The 19,322-nt window shown below is 41.6% G+C and carries 20 protein-coding genes; 18 read left to right on the top strand and 2 right to left on the bottom strand.

From position 1 onward, the window contains the following. Positions 1–100: 100 nt before the first annotated feature. From N8L33_RS05345 to N8L33_RS05260, 18 genes are all read left to right on the top strand, one after another. Positions 101–1,513 (top strand): terminase, encoded by a 1,413-nt coding sequence (locus tag N8L33_RS05345; protein ID WP_261059063.1) that lies wholly within the window; start codon positions 101–103, stop codon positions 1,511–1,513. A gap of 81 nt (positions 1,514–1,594) precedes the next feature. Then, on the top strand, positions 1,595–2,056 hold the full coding sequence (locus tag N8L33_RS05340) for a capsid assembly scaffolding protein Gp46 family protein (protein WP_261059061.1): 462 nt from the start codon (positions 1,595–1,597) through the stop codon (positions 2,054–2,056). 14 nt (positions 2,057–2,070) lie between these two features. Further along, positions 2,071–2,967: a phage major capsid protein gene (locus tag N8L33_RS05335; protein ID WP_261059059.1), complete on the top strand. Its 897-nt coding sequence runs from the start codon at positions 2,071–2,073 to the stop codon at positions 2,965–2,967. A 3-nt stretch (positions 2,968–2,970) separates the two neighbouring features. Next, positions 2,971–3,189 (top strand): hypothetical protein, encoded by a 219-nt coding sequence (locus N8L33_RS05330; RefSeq protein ID WP_261059057.1) that lies wholly within the window; start codon positions 2,971–2,973, stop codon positions 3,187–3,189. A gap of 20 nt (positions 3,190–3,209) precedes the next feature. After that, a complete protein-coding gene (locus N8L33_RS05325) occupies positions 3,210–3,605 on the top strand; it encodes a phage Gp19/Gp15/Gp42 family protein (RefSeq protein WP_061087429.1) in 396 nt (131 codons plus the stop codon). After that, positions 3,592–3,930 (top strand): hypothetical protein, encoded by a 339-nt coding sequence (locus tag N8L33_RS05320; protein ID WP_261059054.1) that lies wholly within the window; start codon positions 3,592–3,594, stop codon positions 3,928–3,930. Before N8L33_RS05325 ends, N8L33_RS05320 begins: the two co-directional genes overlap by 14 nt. 1 nt (position 3,931) lies before the next feature. Then, a complete protein-coding gene (locus N8L33_RS05315; protein WP_261059053.1) occupies positions 3,932–4,168 on the top strand; it encodes a hypothetical protein in 237 nt (78 codons plus the stop codon). Continuing rightward, positions 4,165–4,500, top strand: coding sequence for a hypothetical protein (locus tag N8L33_RS05310; RefSeq protein WP_261059052.1), 336 nt, complete (start codon positions 4,165–4,167; stop codon positions 4,498–4,500). The genes N8L33_RS05315 and N8L33_RS05310 overlap by 4 nt, the downstream gene beginning before the upstream one ends. Before the next feature lie 77 nt (positions 4,501–4,577). Further along, positions 4,578–5,135 (top strand): phage tail tube protein, encoded by a 558-nt coding sequence (locus tag N8L33_RS05305; RefSeq protein WP_261059107.1) that lies wholly within the window; start codon positions 4,578–4,580, stop codon positions 5,133–5,135. Between the two features lie 3 nt (positions 5,136–5,138). Beyond that, on the top strand, positions 5,139–5,438 hold the full coding sequence (locus N8L33_RS05300) for a hypothetical protein (RefSeq protein WP_261059051.1): 300 nt from the start codon (positions 5,139–5,141) through the stop codon (positions 5,436–5,438). Between the two features lie 14 nt (positions 5,439–5,452). Continuing rightward, on the top strand, positions 5,453–5,833 hold the full coding sequence (locus N8L33_RS05295; RefSeq protein ID WP_261059050.1) for a DUF5361 domain-containing protein: 381 nt from the start codon (positions 5,453–5,455) through the stop codon (positions 5,831–5,833). Beyond that, positions 5,833–8,649 carry a phage tail protein gene (locus N8L33_RS05290; protein WP_261059048.1) on the top strand — a complete coding sequence of 939 codons (2,817 nt, stop codon included), beginning with the start codon at positions 5,833–5,835 and terminating at the stop codon, positions 8,647–8,649. The genes N8L33_RS05295 and N8L33_RS05290 overlap by 1 nt, the downstream gene beginning before the upstream one ends. Continuing rightward, complete coding sequence (locus N8L33_RS05285) at positions 8,649–9,347, top strand: phage tail protein (protein ID WP_261059045.1); 699 nt, start codon at positions 8,649–8,651, stop codon at positions 9,345–9,347. The genes N8L33_RS05290 and N8L33_RS05285 overlap by 1 nt, the downstream gene beginning before the upstream one ends. Next, positions 9,344–14,224, top strand: coding sequence for a phage tail spike protein (locus N8L33_RS05280; protein ID WP_261059044.1), 4,881 nt, complete (start codon positions 9,344–9,346; stop codon positions 14,222–14,224). The genes N8L33_RS05285 and N8L33_RS05280 overlap by 4 nt, the downstream gene beginning before the upstream one ends. Beyond that, positions 14,205–14,408, top strand: a complete 204-nt coding sequence (locus N8L33_RS05275) for a hypothetical protein (protein ID WP_261059043.1) — start codon at positions 14,205–14,207, stop codon at positions 14,406–14,408. Before N8L33_RS05280 ends, N8L33_RS05275 begins: the two co-directional genes overlap by 20 nt. A 2-nt stretch (positions 14,409–14,410) precedes the next feature. Beyond that, entirely contained in the window at positions 14,411–15,070 is a 660-nt protein-coding gene (locus tag N8L33_RS05270) for a hypothetical protein (RefSeq protein WP_261059042.1), read from the top strand. A 10-nt stretch (positions 15,071–15,080) separates the two neighbouring features. Further along, a complete protein-coding gene (locus N8L33_RS05265) occupies positions 15,081–15,500 on the top strand; it encodes a phage holin family protein (RefSeq protein WP_000687674.1) in 420 nt (139 codons plus the stop codon). Beyond that, a complete protein-coding gene (locus N8L33_RS05260; protein WP_261059041.1) occupies positions 15,500–16,465 on the top strand; it encodes an N-acetylmuramoyl-L-alanine amidase family protein in 966 nt (321 codons plus the stop codon). The genes N8L33_RS05265 and N8L33_RS05260 overlap by 1 nt, the downstream gene beginning before the upstream one ends. A 529-nt stretch (positions 16,466–16,994) precedes the next feature. Here N8L33_RS05260 and N8L33_RS05255 read toward each other — a convergent pair. Beyond that, the gene (locus tag N8L33_RS05255; RefSeq protein ID WP_000434635.1) at positions 16,995–17,342 is read right to left on the bottom strand and encodes a thioredoxin; all 348 of its coding nucleotides are present in this window, start codon (positions 17,340–17,342) and stop codon (positions 16,995–16,997) included. A 111-nt stretch (positions 17,343–17,453) separates the two neighbouring features. Further along, positions 17,454–19,172 carry a phospho-sugar mutase gene (locus N8L33_RS05250; protein WP_261059040.1) on the bottom strand — a complete coding sequence of 573 codons (1,719 nt, stop codon included), beginning with the start codon at positions 19,170–19,172 and terminating at the stop codon, positions 17,454–17,456. Positions 19,173–19,322 lie beyond the last annotated feature (150 nt).

Below are 19,322 nucleotides of genomic sequence, written 5' to 3'. Positions count from 1 at the left end.
GCACTCGAAAGGGTGCTTTTATTGTGCATTAGTTTAGGAGGTGATCCGATATCTCCCAGCGACAGGGTTATCATGCGATGACGATTGAAAGGAAAGTGGAATGGCGAGGAAGAAACTTGGCAATCAGAATCCTACTCAATCGGTGATTTTAAAATACGTCAAGAAAAATTCAAAAGCCAAAGAAGCGATTGAACTTTACGAGCGGACAGGGCTTTCTTGCTATGCCTGGCAGAAGAATCTATTGCTGCCTTTGATGGCAGTTGATAAAAATGATCTTTGGGTGCATCAGAAGTTTGGTTACTCTATTCCTCGACGAAACGGAAAGACTGAAATCCTATATATCGGTGAAATTTGGGGGCTACATGAAGGATTGAATATCCTACATACTTCTCACAGGATTTCTACCTCTCACGCCTCTTTTGAAAAGGTAAAACGATACCTTGAAAAAATGGGGTATGTTGATGGTGAGGATTTCAATTCCATTCGAGCGAAGGGGCAGGAACGGATTGAGCTTTATTCAACAGGTGGTATTGTCCAATTCCGTACCAGAACATCAAATGGTGGTCTTGGTGAAGGTTTTGATATGCTGATTATTGACGAGGCCCAGGAGTACACGACCGAGCAAGAATCTGCTTTGAAGTACACGGTTACGGATAGTGAGAATCCTATCACAATTATGTGTGGGACACCTCCAACACCAGTATCAAGCGGAACAGTCTTTACTAAGTATCGTGAGGCTTGTCTTTTTGGGAAAGGGAAGTATTCTGGCTGGGCTGAGTGGTCGGTTTCTGATGAAAAGGAAATCGACGATGTGGAAGCTTGGTATAATTCAAATCCGTCTATGGGTTATCATTTAAATGAGCGTAAGATTGAAGCAGAGCTTGGTGAGGATAAGCTGGACCATAATATCCAACGTTTGGGATTTTGGCCGACTTACAACCAGAAATCTGCTATTTCTGAAACTGAGTGGAATGAGCTCAAGGTGGATGATGTCCCAGAGTTATCTGGTAAGTTATCTGTTGGTATTAAGTATGGTCAAGATGGAACGAATGTAGCGATGAGTATTGCTGCACGTACCAAAGATGGTCGTTTCTTTGTTGAAACTGTCGATTGTCAATCTGTTCGTAATGGTAATGAGTGGATGGTAGCTTTTCTGAGACAAGCTGATGTAGCTCAGATTGTAGTGGATGGTGCAAGTGGTCAAAAGATCCTTGATGAAGAGTTGAAAGATTATAGAATTAAGAATGTGATTCTTCCTACGGTGAAAGAAATCATCGTAGCAAATTCTCTTTGGGAACAAGGTATTTACCAAAAAACCATCTGTCACTCAGGTCAACCATCATTGACTAAAGTAGCCACTAACTGCGATAAGCGGAATATTGGCTCAAATGGTGGATTTGGTTATCGATCGCATTTTGAAGATATGGATATTTCTTTGATGGATAGCGCTCTGCTTGCGCATTGGGCTTGTGCTACGACTAAGCCTAAGAAAAAGCAAAAAATCAGTTATTAAAATCAGCGGTCTAGTGACTGCTTTTTTTGATACCCAAAAATTACCGAACTGCCGGGGAAGCAGGAGAAAGGAGACATGAGAATGTCAGAATTTAAACCAATCACTACACAAGAAGAATTTGATGCTGCTATTAAGGGGCGCTTATCTCGAGAGAAAGAGAAGTATGGCGACTATGATCAGATCAAGTCTCGTATTGCAGAATTGGAAGAAGAAAATGTTGGCTTGAAGTCAACAATCGAAGCCAACAATCAAAGTAAGTCAGATGCTGACAAGCAAATTGAAGAGATGCAGAATCAAATCTCTAATTATGAGACAGCTAGTCTGCGAACTCGTGTGGCTTTGCAACATGGATTGCCTTACGACCTTGCAGATCGTTTGCAGGGAACTGATGAAGAAAGCTTCAAAGCTGATGCAGAGCGCTTGGCATCTTTCGTAAAACCTACTGAACATTTCGCACCAATGCGAAATCTAGAGCCTACTCTAGAAAAAACTGAAAATACATCTTATAAAAAACTAGTACAAGGTTTAGTTTTTGAAGATTAAAGGAGTAAAAATATATGACAGATCAACTATCAAGAGGAACATTATTTGACCCAATGCTTGTGACAGACCTTATCAACAAAGTTAAGGGGCACAGTTCACTGGCTAAATTGTCTAATCAACAAGCGATTCCTTTCAATGGATTAAAAGAATTCACATTCTCGTTAGATGCTGATGTAGACATCGTTGCAGAAAACGGGAAGAAAACGCATGGTGGTGCAAGTCTAGAACCAGTAACTATTGTACCTATCAAAATCGAGTATGGTGCTCGTGTATCTGATGAGTTCATTTATGCATCAGATGAAGCTAAAATTGACATTTTGAAGTCATTTAATGAAGGGTTTGCTAATAAAGTAGCTCGTGGTATTGATATTATGTCTTTCCATGGGGTTAATCCACGTACTAAACAAGAATCAACCGTTATTGGGGATAACTGTTTTGACAAGGCGGTCACTCAGACAGTGAATTTCACAACAAGCGATCCAGATGCTAATGTCGAAGAAGCAGTGAAGATGATTCAAGGGGCTGATAATATCGTTAGCGGTATGGCTATTGATACTACATTTGCAAGTGCACTTGCTAGTATGAAGAACTCAGCTAATGAGCGCCTTTACCCTGAATTGGCATGGGGAGCAAATCCAGGAGCTATTAATGGTCTACCTGTAGACGTGAATACTACAGTTGGTCTTAATGTTGGAACCAATAAGGATGTTGCTATTGTTGGTGACTTTGCTAACATGGTTAAATGGGGATATGCTAAGCAGATTCCACTCGAAGTCATTCGATATGGTGATCCAGACAATTCTGGAAAAGACTTGAAAGGTTATAACCAAGTCTATCTTCGTGCAGAAATTTATCTCGGATGGGGAATTTTGGACAAAAACAGCTTTGCTCGTATTGTGAAAGCGGGGTAGTATATGGAATACATTAATGTAAAAACAGGGGCTACTATCGTTACTGAAAATGCAATTAGTGGAGGCGATTGGGTTCCAAGTGAAGCATACAAACCTTTGGACTCATTGACTAATGCAGCATTGAAAAAAATCCTTGATGAAAAAGGTATTATTTATGATAACCGTGCCACAAAACCTGAATTGATTTCGCTGATCGAACAAGCTGACACTGAAGTTCAGTAGTCGCTTGGCTGGAGGTAGAGATGGAAAACTTTGCAACAGTAGAAGATTTGAAAAAATTGTGGCGAGCGTTGAAATTCGATGAGGAAAAACGAGCCGAAGCGCTGTTGGAAGTTGTTTCTCATTCTCTTCGTGTTGAAGCTAAAAAAGTTGGCAAGGATTTAGATGGGTTGGTGGCTACTGACCCATCTTTTGCTATGGTCGTTAAGTCCGTCACTGTTGATGTGGTAGCTCGCACGTTGATGACCTCAACTGACCAGGAGCCAATGACTCAGGTGGCTGAGTCTGCTTTAGGTTATTCCTTCAGTGGTTCTTATCTAGTGCCTGGCGGTGGTCTCTTTATCAAAGATTCAGAATTGAAACGTCTAGGTCTCAAAAAACAAAGATATGGGGTGATTGATATCTATGGGACGGATTAAAGGAATTACTGTAATTTTAGTAGACAAGGTAGAGTCTGGTGAAGATGATTTTGGTCATCCTATTTTTGAAAATAAAGAGATTGTGATTGAAAATGTGTTAGTTGCGCCAACGTCTACTCAAGACGTTTTGAATAAGTTGAGTATTACAGGCAAAAAGGCTGTCTACACAATTGCCATTCCAAAAGGCGACCAAAACAACTGGGAAAACCGTGAAGTCAAGTTTTTCGGACGGAAATGGCGCACCATTGGCTTGCCAGAAGAGGGGATTGAATCCATGATTCCTTTGGCTTGGAATAGAAAGGTTATGGTGGAAGCATTTGAGTAATATGAAATTTAAACTTAACGGGGCAGGCGTGTCGGAGCTTTTAAGGTCGCCAGAAATGCAAGCTATCCTTGAAGAGAAAGGGAAAGTGGTTGCAGATGGTGCAGGAGAAGGCTTTGAGCTTAAGATGTCTCCAGGTCAAACGCGTGCAAGTGCAACGATTAGTACGACGGATATCAAGAGTATGGCGAGAAACAACAAGCACAATATTTTATTGAATGCACTAGGAGGCGCTAAATGATTGAGTTAATCGTAAGGAAGTTCTTGAGCAAGGAGCTGCAAGTGCCTTGCTATTTGGAGCACCGAAAAGACTTGCCAGAGAGCTACGTGATGATTGAAAAGACAGGGGCTGGTGGAAGTGATTTCACGCACTCAGCCACATTTGCTTTTCAGAGTTATGCGCCATCTTTGCAGAAGGCCGCTGAATTAAATGAAGTTGTAAAGAAGGCTGTAGAAAATCTCATCACACTTGATGAGATTTGTGGCGTCCATCACAATAGCGACTACAATTTTACGGACACAGAAACCAAGAAATATCGCTACCAAGCGGTATATGATATTAACTATTTTTAAGGAGGTACTGAATGGCGCAGGAAGATAGCGTAACAGAAGTACGAACAGCTACAGAAAGTACAACAGGAGGAAATAAAATGAGTACTGCAACAGCATCAAACGTAACCGCTGCAAAACCAAAGATTGGCGGAGCAGTCGCAACAGCCCCAGCAGGTACAACTTTGCCTACAAACGCAAAAGAAGAACTTAACGTCGCATTTAAAAAGCTAGGCTACATTTCAGAAGATGGTTTGACAAATGAAAACTCTCCAGAGTCAGAAGAAGTCAAAGCGTGGGGCGGACAAACTGTCTTGTCTTCTCAAACTGAAAAGAAAGACACCTTCAAATACAAATTGATTGAAAGTTTGAACATCGAGGTTTTGAAAGAGACCTATGGCCCAGAAAACGTTACTGGAACTCTTGAAACTGGTATCATTATCAAGGCAAATGGTAAAGAGTTGCCAGAGCATTGCCTTGTAATTGAAACGTTGTTGAAGAGCGGATATATTAAACGTATCGTTATTCCTCGTGGTAAAGTCAGCGAAATCGGTGAAATCAGCTACAAAGACGGTGAGCCTATCGGTTATGAGTTGACTATCACAGCATTGCCAGATTCAAACGAAAACACCCACTACGAATACATCCAAGGAGCGTAATAGATGACGAAGCAGATTGAGTTTCCAAAAATGAATGACAAAATTGAGGGCAAAACAGATGGTGGTTTTGCCTTTTCGATTGAAACGAGAAGACTAGACAACTACCTTTTGTTACGCTATATCGGTAAAGCAGATAGTGGTGACGTGCAAGCCGTAGATAAAGTTCTAGACCTTCTTTTTGGTCCAGAGCAAGCTGAAAAATTCATTGATTTTTTGGTTGAAGAAGATGGAATCCTTCCAAATGAAAAACTTTTTGGAGAAATCAAGAGCGTATTTGCACAGGTAGAAAAGTTAAAAAAATAACGATACTGGCGCATATGATAGATCTAGATGAAGACGCTTTGATATGTGATTTAGCGGAAACATATCAAGTATATGACTACAAACAGCTACCACTATCAACGGTAGCTGTTTTTGCTTATGGCTTGAAAGATGATTCACGTATCAAGCAACTTCTATCGGATCAGATAGCGCCAGTAGAAAGACTTTTGCTGGCAAGTATGGTTGACAGACTATCCATGCTTTTGTGGATTCAGTCAAAAGATGGACAGAAAGGAGTAAACAGACCGACATCTTTGACAGACTTCTTTATCAAGAAAGAAAAAGAAGATACAAGAGAGTTCATGACTTTTGAAAGTCCTGAAGATTACGAAGCCTATAGAAAACAACTATTTTCTGGAAATGGAGGTGAGAGCTAGTGGCAACTCAGCTCGGAAAAGCTTATGTACAAATCATTCCGTCCGCTCAAGGAATTAGCGGAATGATTCAGAAAGAACTTGGTGGCGAAGTTGCCTCAGCAGGAAACCTCGCTGGAGAGTCATTAGGTTCTAACTTAGTTGGAACGTTTAAAAAGGTAATTGCAGCGGCAGGGATTGGGAAAGCCTTTAGCGCTGCATTGAGTGAAGGGGCAGCACTTCAACAATCCATTGGTGGTGTTGAAACCCTCTTTAAAACATCAGCAGGAAAAGTAAGGGCATATGCAGAAGACGCATATAAAACTACTGGACTTTCTGCAAATAAATACATGGAGACCGTGACGGGCTTCTCAGCTAGCTTGCTACAATCTCTTGGTGGAGATACAGACAAAGCGGCAGAAACAGCTAACATGGCCATGGTGGATATGTCGGATAATGCCAATAAGATGGGGACATCTATGGAGAGCATTCAGATGGCATATCAAGGGTTTGCTAAGCAAAATTATACGATGTTGGATAACCTAAAATTGGGTTATGGTGGTACAAAGCAAGAAATGCAACGGCTCTTAGCTGACGCAGAAAAATTGACAGGTGTTAAATATGACCTAAATAACTTATCAGACGTTTATAGCGCTATTCACGCTATCCAAGAGAATTTGGACATCACTGGTACAACAGCGAGAGAGGCGGCAACCACTTTTACAGGTTCATTTGAATCTATGAAATCAGCTGCTCAAAACGTACTTGGTAAAATTGCGATTGGCGAAAATGTTACTCCAGCTTTGCAGGCATTGCTGGAAACAACTAGAACATTCCTTTTTAATAACTTCTTCCCTATGATTGGGAATATCCTATCTGGCTTGGGAGTAGTTTTGACCGAAGGGCTCAGCTCTTTAGCTTCTCAACTTTTTGGAGACGCTTTTGGAAGTGCAGTATATGACCAAATCGGGCGTGTAACAGGGATTTTCCAGACCTTTTTTGACATGATCTTCGGGTCAATGGATAAACAAGGAAACATAGATATCCTTAACACGTTAGGGTTCAGCGAAGATGCCGCAATCCAAATTGTTAATATCGGAGAGAATATCCGAACAACATTCGAGAATATCGGGACAATCATTGGGAATGTTATAGGCTTTGTTGGAGATTTCGTAGGAGACCTTCTAGGCATTGAAGGCGGAGAGCAAGGTGTGACCCTTCTAGGGACAGCTTTTGAAATTCTGATCTCAGCCATAAGCGGAGTTTCAGGAATTATTAAAGACATAACACAATTTTTCAAGGATAATCAAATCGCGGCTGACTTGTTGAAAACAGCTATCATTGCCCTAGGCTTTGCATTTACAACAATAAAAATCGTATCGTTTATGAAAGATATCGGTGGCATTGGCGGAGCTTTTGAAACAGCAAAAACGGCAGTAATGACTTTCGCGACAAGTGCAACAACAGCCATTTCTTCAATACCAATTGTAGGGTGGATTGCGATTGCAGTTGCGGCTCTAGCGTGGTTCTTTACCCAAACCGAAACGGGCAGACAAATTTTGTCAGCTTTTGTAGATTGGGTTAAACAGGCTTGGCAGGGAATTTCCGATTTCTTTGTCGGCATTTGGTCTGGTATCTCTGAAGGTGCAAGCACGTTGTGGACTACAGTTGTAACATTCTTTTCTGACTCGTGGGCAAGTATTCAAGAAACTGCATCTACTGCTTGGACAGCAATCACCACAGCAATCATAACGGTTGTTCAGCCGTTCATAGATGGATTTATGAACATTTGGAACAATATTTCAGATGGTCTTACTCAAATTTGGGAAGGAATTAAGATGATTTTTCAAGGTGCTTGGGACTTCATCAAATCTATTTTCTTGGGTGCTATTCTCATCATCATCGACCTTGTGACAGGGAACTTTAACCAGCTGGGGGCTGATCTTTCTCTAATCTGGGAAGGGATTAAAAATAGTATCTCTACGATTTGGGAAGGGATTAAGACATACTTCTCTGGAGTCGTGGATGTTATCGTAGGTTATGCTACTGCTATTTTTGAAAACTTTTCTACCACTCTTAGTACAATTTGGAAAGGGTTGTCCGCTGCAGGTAAGGCTATCTTTGATGGTTTTGCTCAGATATTATCGAATATCTGGAACACTATCAAATCTGTCGCAAGCAGTGCCTGGGAAGGCTTGAAATCAACTGTCTTAGGTCTGATTGATGGACTGGTCCAAGGCGCTCAGAGAGCATGGGAAAGTATGAAGCAAGGTGTTAGTGACCTTGTAAGTAATGTTACGAGTATCTTCGATGGTATTCGTAATATCGACCTATGGTCAGCAGGTAAGGCTATTCTTGATGGATTTCTAGGCGGTTTGAAGTCTGCTTGGGGAGCAGTAACTGACTTCGTTGGCGGTATTGCTAGCTGGATTCGTGATCACAAAGGTCCGATTGAATACGACCGCAAGCTCTTGATTCCTGCTGGTAATGCAATTATGCAAGGTTTGAATAGCGGGTTGCAAGACCGTTTCAAAGATGTTAAGAAATCGGTCGGTGGAATGGCTGGCGAAATTTCAAACGCATTTTCAAACGATGATTTTGGTTTGAGTGGAACACCGACCATTGCCAAGAATCTTGAAGCAAGTTTGGCCATGCCAAGTGCTCAAATCGAGGCAAAAGACAGTCAAACCGTGTCTGAGATAGCGATTCTGAGAGCAAGTATGGAAAAGATCCTTACTGCTATCCTTGAAAAGCCGTCAGATACTTACCTGGATGCTGATAAAATTTCAATGAGCGTCTATCAACGCCAAGGTGCGATTTATGCTAGGGAGGGAATTTAATGGAATACATGATTATCAACGGTTTCAATACTTCAACCATTCCTAAATGTGTCGTGACTGATTTTGGCGAGGTGGAGGCTGCTAAGCCTAAAGTTTCAGAAACAGCTACCCTATTTGGGGTTAATGGGAATTACCGTGTCTTGGATGGTGCTTATGAGAGTTATGAACGAACATTTGCATTTTACCTTCCAAGGACGGTAGATCCGTCTAAAATCGTTGAGAGATTCCAACCAAATGATAATACGCTAGAGTTTAGCTACCAGCTAGGCTCTTTATTTTATGCTGATTTTGTAAGCGCAAAATACAAACCTCAAGGTATGCACGGTTGGAAACTTGAAATCAAGCTGAGTATGCAACCGTTTCGCTATCAGAAAAGTGTTGCTCCTCTTGTCTTTACCGCAAGCGGCAATGTTAACAATCCAGGTTCTGTCTATAGCGAGCCTGTGATTGAGATTGAAGGGGACGGAGATATTTCTTTGACTATCGGACGGACAACTATGCACTTGACGATTAGACGAAAAGTGACCATTGATTGTAGGCATAAGAAACAGAATATCTATAATGCAGATGGAGCGGTTCAAAATACTTTACGGAAGCGTGGAGGATTCTTTGAATTGGCAGTAGGTAATAACGGTCTTGTCTTTACTGGAGCCGTTCGTAAAGTCACGGTTCGGCCAAATTGGAGGTATATCTTATGATTTATCTTACAGAAGGCAACACGCCTTTAAATGAGGCTTACAACGATGAAATTGTTCAGGAGCGAAACAATACCTATCAACTGACCTTTCGTTTTCCTACATCGGATCCCAAGTGGGAATTGCTGAGAGAGGAAACTTTCTTGACTGCAGATGACCTGCATGGCGAGCAAGATTTTTATATTTTTGAGGTTGAAAAACAGCAAGGATATATCCAAGTCTATGCTAATCAGGTTATCAGCTTGTTAAATAACTACATCGTCAGCTCTATTGATGTTGACCGTGTCAGTGGTACAAGGGCACTGAGCGCATTGGCTGGCAGCATTACCAGAGCCAATCCGTTTTCTTTTTTCTCGGATATTGACGATAGGCATACGCTTAACATCAAGGATAAGAATGCTATGGAGGTCTTGGCCAAAGACAAGCACTCTATCCTTGGTCAATGGGGCGGAGATATGGTGCGTAATGGCTACAATTTGCGCTTGTTGAAAAATGGCGGTTCAGAGAATGAATCGCTTTTCATGTACAAGAAAAACCTGTCTAGCTACCAGCACAAGACTTCTACCAAATCCCTGAAAACTCGGATAACCTTTAAAACGACTGTTAAAGGCGAGGGAGAGAAGGCGCCTGACGTTGACTATGTGGTGGTGATTGATAGCCCCTTACTCGGAAAATACAGCCAAATCTATGAAGCAGTTGTTGAGGTCAATGACCAGAATGTCAAAGACAAAGCCAGCTTGATCGAATACGGTAAGCAGTATTTTCGTACGAGCATGTGCGATATGCTGGAAGATAACCTTGAAATCTCGGTTGTCGGCCAGAGTGATGTAGCCGTTCGGATGTTCGATGTAGTCAGTATCTACCATGAATGGTATGGTCTTGATGTTCGTAAGAAAATCACGAAATACACCTATTCGCCAATGGCTAAACGTCTGAAATCAATAGGTTTTGGGACATTCCAGTCCAGTCTGGCGAATGCGATCGGTGGGATTGTAAATGATGCCGTTTTGAATGAAAGTCGAAATCTGCATCAGATTTTTGAAGAACGTTTGAAAAAGGAAATCGCCAACGCTGACCGCGCCTTTGATGCTGAATTTGCCAAGCGTGAGAAGGATATCACGGACGCTATTGAACTTGCCAAGGCTAAGGCGGAAGAAGTCAAGCAAGATATTTCAAACGAAATCGATAAACGATTCCAAAACTTCGATAATGCTTCTATCCAGGAAGCTAGACGAAAGGCTGAGGAAGCCTTGAAAAACGCTGGTGCAAGTAGTTTGCTTGCACAGGAAGCCAAGCGGATTGGTCTAGATTCTGTTGCCAAACTTGAAGAATTCAAGAGACAGGCTATGAGCGCTCAGACGGCTTTGTTGGGCGATTTGGATGTCTTGAAACGGACGGTCGCGAGTGATATTCGACCGAAGCAAGCACAGGCTGAAGCTGAGATTGCCAAGCAAGTTGAAGCACTTGTTCAGACAAAAAAAGAACTGGCTGGTGTGAAGTCAGCGCAAGCGACGTATGAGGAGACGACGACTCGCAGACTGTCAGAACTGGCCAACGTAGCCGACGGCAAGGCAAGCAAGTCAGAACTCACACAGACAGCTGAGGAGCTAGCTAGTAAGATAGCGAATGTTAAAGTTGGTGGTAGAAACTATTATCGAGACTCTGAGAAGGTTCGAACAAGTACGCGTTTCTTCCCGTTTCCTTTACATCCATATCTTTCACAAGAAAATGTCGGAGAAATTTGGACTCTCTCGTTTGATTTAAAAATCAATGAAGGGGGTGAGATTCGTCCTCTACATTTTTATCACTATCAAACAAATCGCTTTGGTCTGAAAGCTAGTGCTGACATCACTCCAAGCAAGGACTGGCAACGGTTCACATTCACAGGTCCAGTTATCTTTCCGAACGATGACCCTCGTTATTCGAGGGGAGAGATGGCCTTGTATGACTACGGTGGAAATAATAACTATTCCGTTCGTAGAATTAAACTTGAGAAAGGCACTCTAGCTACTGACTGGAGTCCAGCAATCGAAGACACTGATGGTCAGATTTCAGCCGTCGAATCCAACTTCAAACAGCGCGCTGATGCGCTTGATGCTGGAGTGAGGCGTTTGACTGAAGGTCTAAGAACCAAAGCGGATATCAGCTCACTAAATGTGACTGCTGAGAATATCCGGCAGTCTGTGAAGAGTCTTGAGACAGACACACAAGACAAGCTGAATCAGAAGTTGAGTCTTGCTGAATTTGAGGTGCGAGCTGGTTCTATTCGTCAAGAAATCCTGAACGCAACCAAGGACAAGGCAGACAAGACCTTGGTTGTGGCTGAAGCTGGGAAATTGCGAGAAGAATTTTCAAACTTGAGAGTCGGTGGTAGAAACTATTATCGAGATTCTGAGAAGGTTCGAACAAGTACACGGTTCTTCTCGTTCCCTCTACATCTATACCTTACTCAAGAAAATGTCGGGGAAACTTGGACTTTATCGTTTGATTTAAAAATTAATGAAGGTGGCGAGATTCGTCCTCTACTTTTCTATCACTATCAAACGAATCGCTTTGGTCTGAAAGCTAGTGCAAATATTACTCCAAGCAAAGAATGGCAACGTTTCACGTTCACAGGTCCAGTTATCTTTCCGAACGATGACCCTCGTTATTCAAGGGGAGAAATGGCCTTGTATGACTACGGTGGAAATAATAACTATTCTGTGCGTAGGATTAAACTTGAAAAAGGCACTCTAGCTACTGACTGGAGCCCAGCAATCGAAGACACTGATGGTCTCATCACTGAAGCTAAGGCTATCTTTGAGCGGACAGCTCAGGGGTTGCGAACTGATTTATCAGCTATTCAGGAATATGTCAATAAAGATGGTCAGCGACAGGAAGCTCTACAGCGTTATACTCGCGAGGAGAGTGCGAAACAAGCGACGGCTGTACGTGAGCTAGTTGAGAAGGACTATGTAGGCAAAGCGACTTATCAAGAAACTGTAAAAGCTATTGAACACAAGTTCGAAGCTATCACGAACCCACAAAATGGCTCGATTGCCACTCAGATTGCGACCTACAAAAATGCAGTAGATGGCCGATTTGCAGACATCACTTCATTGATTGCTGGTAAGGCTAATCAGACGGACTTCCAGCGTGTGAAGGAAACTAGCCAACTCTATGAGCGTATCATTGGTAGCAATGAAAACGACATCTCTAACAAGGTCGCACGTATGGCCATGACCAATCAGCTATTCCAGGTTGAAGTTGGGAAGGCCTTTGCGGAACATCAGAATTTATTCTTAACCTCAACGCTCACTAAAGGATTTTTAGGGAATAATGGAATCATTAGCGTAGCGAATGCCACACAAAAGGAGGTTACATCCGATTTCATTTCAGTGAACCCAAATGAAAAAATTATCTTCCAGCACTGGGTAACTCTTCCTGAGAATGGAATGGCTTGGACCGCCTGGCAATTTTTCGATAAAAATAAAAATCCTATTGATAACCGCAAACCAGGATTAAATGCTTATAAAACAACTGTAGGCAAACAACACAACATCAATCAAATCACTGTACCAGCGAACGCTTATTTCGTCAGATTCTCAGCTCGTATGTACGATGATGGTTTGATAAAAGTAGAAAAGGGCTCAACTCCATCTGATTACTCAGTAGCACCAAATGATGCTCTTGAAGCTGTGAAAACCGTCCAAACACAATTAGCTGGTTCATGGGCTGTCCAGAACATCAACAGTGCAGGAGATATCATTTCTGGCATCAACCTGGGCGCTAACGGTCATAATCGATTTGATGGGAAACTAACTCATATCACGGGTGAAACCTTGATTGATAAAGCGGTTATCAAGTCTGCTATGATTGACAAGCTGAAGACGGCCAATTTTGAAGCTGGTTCGGTCACGACTGCGATATTAGACGCTGAAGCTGTTACTGCGGAAAAAATAAAAGTTGACCAGGCTTTCTTTAATAAATTTGTCGCAAACGAAGCTTACTTGAAACAACTATTTGCCAAGCAAGCCTTTATCAACCGCGTTCAGAGTGTCGCGATTGATGCAAGTCAGGTTAGCTCAGGTGTTTTAAGTGGTGATAGGATTTACGGTGGAACGATTAGAGGTTCTAATATTTATGGAGGAACCTTAACAGGGCACACCCAAATTCAACTAGGCTCTTACGGTTCATTTGATACTGTAAATGGTGGCCTACAGATTAATGTTCCACGAAACTATAATGCAAAAGATGGATTGGGTGTCCAGTTCATTGGCTCTTATGGTCGTGGCGAGAATGTCCCTTACGGTCTTTTTGTCTATAAAGATTCTGATTTTACAAGAGGAAATACCGCAACTCCAACAACTGAATTTCTTTTAACAGTTGAAGGTTATATTAAAGCGAATGGAATTGGTTGGATGAGGACTGGGAAAGGGAGTATCAACGGTGGAACAACAGCTACTATTGGTTTTTGGAATTCAAACAATGTCTCTCTTGATTTTGGTGGCTCAGGAAATGATATTTATTATAGTTATAACGGTACAGCGTACAGTTTGTGGACTATAGTCAATAAGCATTTCTCAGATAGACGTCTGAAAGAGAATATTGTGGATTGCAAGCACAAGGCTCTTGACTATATCCATCAATTCCAATTCAAGGAATACGATTGGAAGAAACAAGAGGATAGACAGAAACAAGCACACACGAAGATTGGGTTGATTGCCCAAGAGGTCCAAGTAGTAGATCCTACGCTCGTCTATGAGAACGGAGACACGTTGAATCTGGACAATCTCAGACTAACAAACATCGCACTTAAAGCTATTCAGGAGCTTGCTCTTGAAAATAGAAAACTAACACACAGATTGGAGAAATTAGAAAATGAATACAGAACAGCTTAACCGCGCACTTCGGATGACAATCAATGACTTATCCGATACATCAAACGGTACAATGATTGCAAATAATATCTTGAGCATTCAGCTGGAAGAACAATTGGCTGAAAATCAAAGACTTCAAGCACGAGTGGATGAGCTGGAAGCTCTGCTTGATGAAGAAACTAAACCAGCAGACAAAGGAGAATAGACATGGCAATCAATGGTTATAACTTATCAACAAAACCATACTTAAGAATTTCTGGTTCTAATGTTGAGACCGTGGTAGAAATTCAATTATCAGAAGGAAATCGCTACAGCACTAACTCACGATCATTCCCTGGAGATCGTACAAATGAACCAGAAGATGTTTTGATTCAAGATGTGCTGGATATCCTAAAAGCTGAGCTAGATCCAGGAAGCGCCATCGTAAAAACACAGGCGCAGCTTGAACAGGCTAACCAGAAGATTGCGCAAAACGAGAGTGAACAGAACAAGCTTGTAGCTCTTGCAAATAAAATCGATAAAGTAGTGCGTGTCATGGCTCAAGATTCCATCATGGGCGAGAAAGTTTCTTACGGTACGACGTACAAAGAAATGGTCGAACTCTTCCCTCTTGCTGAAGTTGGTAAAGTTTATGAACCTGGTGCAATTTTTGTGGTGGAAGACCCAAATCACGTTGAAATCAATGGAGAAGGTAAACGCATCCTGATTCAAACCAATCAGTCATTTACTTATCAAGGAGAAACACTTGCTCAACTTGAAGGGGCACCATCTCAAAATGGTTTACTTGCCGTCTGGAAATGGGATGGAACAAAAAACGACAAACAGACTCAAACATCTAATGAGTTAGAGACAAAACCTGTTCAGTAAAGGAGAATATATGAAAATCGAATTGTTTAACTTTTTTAGAAGTCTAATCCAAACAGAAGATGGTTTGGTATTGTATGCTCTAGGCTTAATTGTGATTCTAGAAATCGTAGATTTTGCATCAGGGACGTTTGCAGCAATTGCAAATCCAGAAATTGAATACAAGAGTAAGATTGGTATTAACGGCTTGATTCGAAAGATTCTAGGTGTCCTCTTGTTGATGGTATTGATTCCGATGTCTGTCTTGCTACCTGAGAAGACAGGTTTCGCATTTCTATACTCGATTTACCTGGGATATTTGCTTTTCACATTCCAGTCACTCATCGAAAATTACCGTAAGTTAAAAGGTAACGTGACCATCTTCCAACCTATCATCAAGGCATTTGAGCGCTTATCTGGTGACAAAAACGACAAGAACGAAGGAGAACAATAATGGATATTGATACAAGTAGACTAAGAACTGATTTGCCACAGGTTGGAGAGCAACCCTATCGTCAGATTCATGCTCATTCAACTGGTAATCCCAACTCAACAGCTCAAAATGAAGCAGACTACCATATGCGTCGTCCTGTTGATTCAGGCTTTTTCTCGCACGTTGTCGGCAACGGCCGTGTGATGCAGACCTGGTACACAGACATGGGAGCCTACGATGTGGGAGGTGGCTGGAACGTTGAAGGCTACGGACAAGTAGAATTGATTGAGAGTCACTCAACTAAGGAAGAGTTCATGCGCGATTACAAGCTCTATGTTGAGCTTTTGCGCAACCTTGCTGATGAAGCAGGGATTCCGAAAACGCTAGATTCTGACAGCCTAGCAGGAATCAAGACACATCAGTATTGCACATACAATCAACCTCGAAACTACTCAGACCATATGGATCCATACCCTTATTTAGCCAAATGGGGTATCAGTCGTGAGCAATTCAAGAAAGACATCGAAGGCGGTCTATCTGAAGCTGGCTGGAAACGTAATGAAACTGGCTGGTGGTGGGAGGAGTCAGATGGTTCTTATCCTACAAACTCATGGAAGCAAATCAACAACGAATGGTTCTACTTTGATGATCGTGGTTATTGCCTAATCAATCGATGGTTCAATGATGGAAAAGATTGGTTCTATCTTGATAAGCGTGGGGCAATGGTTACAGGTTGGATGTTCCTTAACCATCGCTGGTATTTCTTCAAGTCAGATGGACGTATGGCCACTGGATGGGTAAAATACCGAGAAACTTGGTATTTTATGGAAGACAAAGATGGTTATATGCTATCTAAACAGTTCATTAAGTCAGGCGATGGCTGGTACTATTTGAAGGCGAACGGTGAACTTCACACAGACCCAGCATTCAAAACAGAACCAGACGGGCTTATCACTATAGTTGATAAACCAAAAGAAGAAAAATAAAAACAGAAAGACTTTCAAATTAGATTACACCAACCGCAGGCAATAGCTTGCGGTTTTTTGTTTGCTTAAAAAGGTTGGATTTAAAATCCAAGCAACGTAAATCGAATAAACGGATTTCAAATCCATAAAATCATCTGTTTGGGGGAGTAGTGGTTTTGTAAAAATAAAAACAGTGAGCAATCGCGTTTTTTTGTTCAAGAGTTATAAAAGGAGTTATAAAATTAAATATAGCTTGATTTAATAATGTACCAGAGACTCCCACCGGCTCCATTATTCCTTTGCATTCTTTTGCATTCCTTGGTAAAACGTTGTTAAATCAACGTTTTTTATTTTTGTCTTTGGTATTCCTTGGTATTCTTTTGCGAAAAAGGGAGTCACAAACAGACCTTAAAGCAGACCCTGTTTTTAAAAAAGGGATACAAAAAAGGATACAACATTTTTGTAGTATCCTAAAAATCTATGTACTTCACAAAGCGTTCTTTGACTCCATTATGCGTTTTTGTGATTTTAAAACTTGTTAGCTGATTTTTTACAATCCTGCAAAATCTTTGATTTCTTGTGCTGACATTGAAGAGTCGCAACGGACATTGATTTGTCCATCTGCAATGTGAACGAAGCCTGGTACAGTTGGAATTCCGTAGCGTGAGCGGAATGCTTGCAACTCATTGAGTTGGCTTGGTTCTTCACTGTTGATGAAGTAGATGTGAGCTTTGGTTTCAGCTACGACACCTGCCAATGTACCTGCAAATTTACGGCAGTAAGGGCAAGTTTTACGACCGATAAAGAAGGTTGCAGTTTCTTTTTTATCAAGAGCTTCTTGCGCACGCGCAACTGTAGTGACTTCAAGGTCTTTGATATTATCTAAAAATTGTTCCATGAGATTACCTCGCTTTCATTGATATGTCTAGTATGCCATAAAGTTTCTAAAATTGCTTAGATTTGATACGAAAAAAAGATGAGATTGGTTGGTCTCATCTTTTATAGGACTTTATTTTACAAAAGCATTGATTTCTGCTTCGATGTTAGCAATTTTAGCTTGTGATTCTTCGTTGGTTTCACCTACAACTGCAATGTAGAACTTGATTTTTGGTTCTGTACCTGAAGGGCGAACGGCAATCCATGAACCGTCAGCAAGTGTATATTTCAACACATCACTTGGAGGAGTTGTCAAGTTTGTAACAGTACCGTCAGTAGCAGTAGCAGTTTGAGCCTTGAAGTCTTCTACGACAGTGATAGCTGTTGTGTTCCATTCTTTTGGAGCGTTGTCACGGAATTTAGCCATAATCGCTTTGATTTGTTCAGCACCATCGACACCTGAAAGGGTAACAGAGATAGTCTTTTCTGCGTAGTAGCCGTACTCTTTGTAGATTTCTTCGATACCGTCAGCAAGTGTCAAACCACGTGAACGGTAGTAGGCAGCAAGTTCAGCAACGACAAGAACGGCTTGGATAGCATCTTTATCACGTACGAATGGTTTAATCAAGTAACCGAAGCTTTCTTCAAACCCCATCATGTAAGTGTGGTTGTGTTTTTCTTCGAATTCTTGAATTTTTTCAGCGATGAATTTGAAACCAGTCAAGACGTTGAACATAGTTGCGCCGTAGCTTTCAGCAATCTTCGTTACCAAGTCAGTTGATACGATAGATTTACATAGGGCTGCATTTTCAGGAAGAGTTCCAGCGTTTTTGTGGGCTTCCAAGATGTATTTAGCCATGATAGCACCGATTTGGTTACCTGAAAGGTTGAGGTAGCTACCATCTTTTTGAAGTACTTCAACACCAACACGGTCAGCGTCAGGGTCAGTTGCCACAAGAACATCTGCACCAACTTGAAGACCAAGTTCTTCAGCAAGTGCAAAGGCTGCTTGGCTTTCTGGGTTTGGAGATTTTACAGTTGAGAAGTCTGGGTCAGCAGTTGCTTGCGCTTCAACGACTTGAACAGAGTCAAATCCTGCTTGGGCAAGAGCACGACGAGCCAACATTTCACCAGTACCATGAAGTGGTGTGTAGACAATTTTCATGTCTTTACCGAATTCTTCAATCAAGGCTGGGTTGATGTTTACATCTTTGACTTCTTTGAGGTATTCTACATCGACAGCTTCGCCGATAACTTCAATCAAGCCAGAAGCTTTTTCAGCTTCCACATCAGCAACTTCAACTGCAAATGGGTTTTCGATAGCACGGATATAAGTAGTCAACGCGTCCGCATCGTGTGGAGGCATTTGTCCACCGTCTTCACCGTAAACCTTGTAACCGTTAAATGGAGCAGGGTTGTGGCTGGCTGTGACCATGATACCTGCGAAACAGTTGAGATGACGAACTGCAAATGAAAGTTCTGGAGTTGGACGAAGGCTTTCAAATACGTAAGATTTGATGCCGTGTTTAGCAAGAACTGCCGCAGATTCAAAGGCAAACTCAGGTGAGAAGTGACGGCTATCGTAGGCAATTGCCACACCACGTTCTTTTTCGTTTCCACCTTTTGACTCAATCAAACGAGCCAATCCTTCAGTAGCTTGGCGAACAACGTAGATGTTGATGCGGTTTGTACCAGCACCAATCAAGCCACGCATGCCTGCAGTACCAAATTCAAGATTTGTATAGAAGGCATCTTCCTTAGTTTTTTCGTCCATATTTTCCAAATCTTGACGAAGGTAGTCAGGAAGCTCCGCAAAATCAACCCATTTCTGGTAATTTTCTTGGTAAGACATTAAAATTCTCCTTTTTGTAAATTGTTTTAACCGTTCACATTATAGCACTTTTTAGCGTTTTAGTAAAACGGTAGCATAATTTTCAGAAAAGTAGTGACATATGCCTGTTTATCAAGTCTTGAATGCCTTAGAGAAACATGCTATACTACT

Origin of the sequence: Streptococcus mitis, from assembly GCF_946188695.1 — a bacterium.
GTDB classification, from domain to species: Bacteria; Bacillota; Bacilli; order Lactobacillales; family Streptococcaceae; genus Streptococcus; species Streptococcus mitis_DF.
The sequence above is the reverse complement of the archived record's forward strand: the minus strand, read 5'-3'. Positions and strand labels throughout refer to the sequence as shown.

What these genes read in the sequence shown, in the direction of transcription:
- N8L33_RS05260 (WP_261059041.1), top strand. Translation starts at nt 15,500, where the DNA reads ATGGATATTGATACAAGTAGACTAAGAACTGATTTGCCACAGGTTGGA.
- N8L33_RS05305 (WP_261059107.1), top strand. Translation starts at nt 4,578, where the DNA reads ATGAGTACTGCAACAGCATCAAACGTAACCGCTGCAAAACCAAAGATT.
- N8L33_RS05255 (WP_000434635.1), bottom strand. Translation starts at nt 17,342, where the DNA reads ATGGAACAATTTTTAGATAATATCAAAGACCTTGAAGTCACTACAGTT.
- N8L33_RS05270 (WP_261059042.1), top strand. Translation starts at nt 14,411, where the DNA reads ATGGCAATCAATGGTTATAACTTATCAACAAAACCATACTTAAGAATT.
- N8L33_RS05345 (WP_261059063.1), top strand. Translation starts at nt 101, where the DNA reads ATGGCGAGGAAGAAACTTGGCAATCAGAATCCTACTCAATCGGTGATT.
- N8L33_RS05300 (WP_261059051.1), top strand. Translation starts at nt 5,139, where the DNA reads ATGACGAAGCAGATTGAGTTTCCAAAAATGAATGACAAAATTGAGGGC.
- N8L33_RS05320 (WP_261059054.1), top strand. Translation starts at nt 3,592, where the DNA reads ATGGGACGGATTAAAGGAATTACTGTAATTTTAGTAGACAAGGTAGAG.
- N8L33_RS05330 (WP_261059057.1), top strand. Translation starts at nt 2,971, where the DNA reads ATGGAATACATTAATGTAAAAACAGGGGCTACTATCGTTACTGAAAAT.
- N8L33_RS05315 (WP_261059053.1), top strand. Translation starts at nt 3,932, where the DNA reads ATGAAATTTAAACTTAACGGGGCAGGCGTGTCGGAGCTTTTAAGGTCG.
- N8L33_RS05310 (WP_261059052.1), top strand. Translation starts at nt 4,165, where the DNA reads ATGATTGAGTTAATCGTAAGGAAGTTCTTGAGCAAGGAGCTGCAAGTG.
- N8L33_RS05335 (WP_261059059.1), top strand. Translation starts at nt 2,071, where the DNA reads ATGACAGATCAACTATCAAGAGGAACATTATTTGACCCAATGCTTGTG.
- N8L33_RS05325 (WP_061087429.1), top strand. Translation starts at nt 3,210, where the DNA reads ATGGAAAACTTTGCAACAGTAGAAGATTTGAAAAAATTGTGGCGAGCG.
- N8L33_RS05295 (WP_261059050.1), top strand. Translation starts at nt 5,453, where the DNA reads ATGATAGATCTAGATGAAGACGCTTTGATATGTGATTTAGCGGAAACA.
- N8L33_RS05265 (WP_000687674.1), top strand. Translation starts at nt 15,081, where the DNA reads ATGAAAATCGAATTGTTTAACTTTTTTAGAAGTCTAATCCAAACAGAA.
- N8L33_RS05280 (WP_261059044.1), top strand. Translation starts at nt 9,344, where the DNA reads ATGATTTATCTTACAGAAGGCAACACGCCTTTAAATGAGGCTTACAAC.
- N8L33_RS05285 (WP_261059045.1), top strand. Translation starts at nt 8,649, where the DNA reads ATGGAATACATGATTATCAACGGTTTCAATACTTCAACCATTCCTAAA.
- N8L33_RS05250 (WP_261059040.1), bottom strand. Translation starts at nt 19,172, where the DNA reads ATGTCTTACCAAGAAAATTACCAGAAATGGGTTGATTTTGCGGAGCTT.
- N8L33_RS05340 (WP_261059061.1), top strand. Translation starts at nt 1,595, where the DNA reads ATGTCAGAATTTAAACCAATCACTACACAAGAAGAATTTGATGCTGCT.
- N8L33_RS05275 (WP_261059043.1), top strand. Translation starts at nt 14,205, where the DNA reads ATGAATACAGAACAGCTTAACCGCGCACTTCGGATGACAATCAATGAC.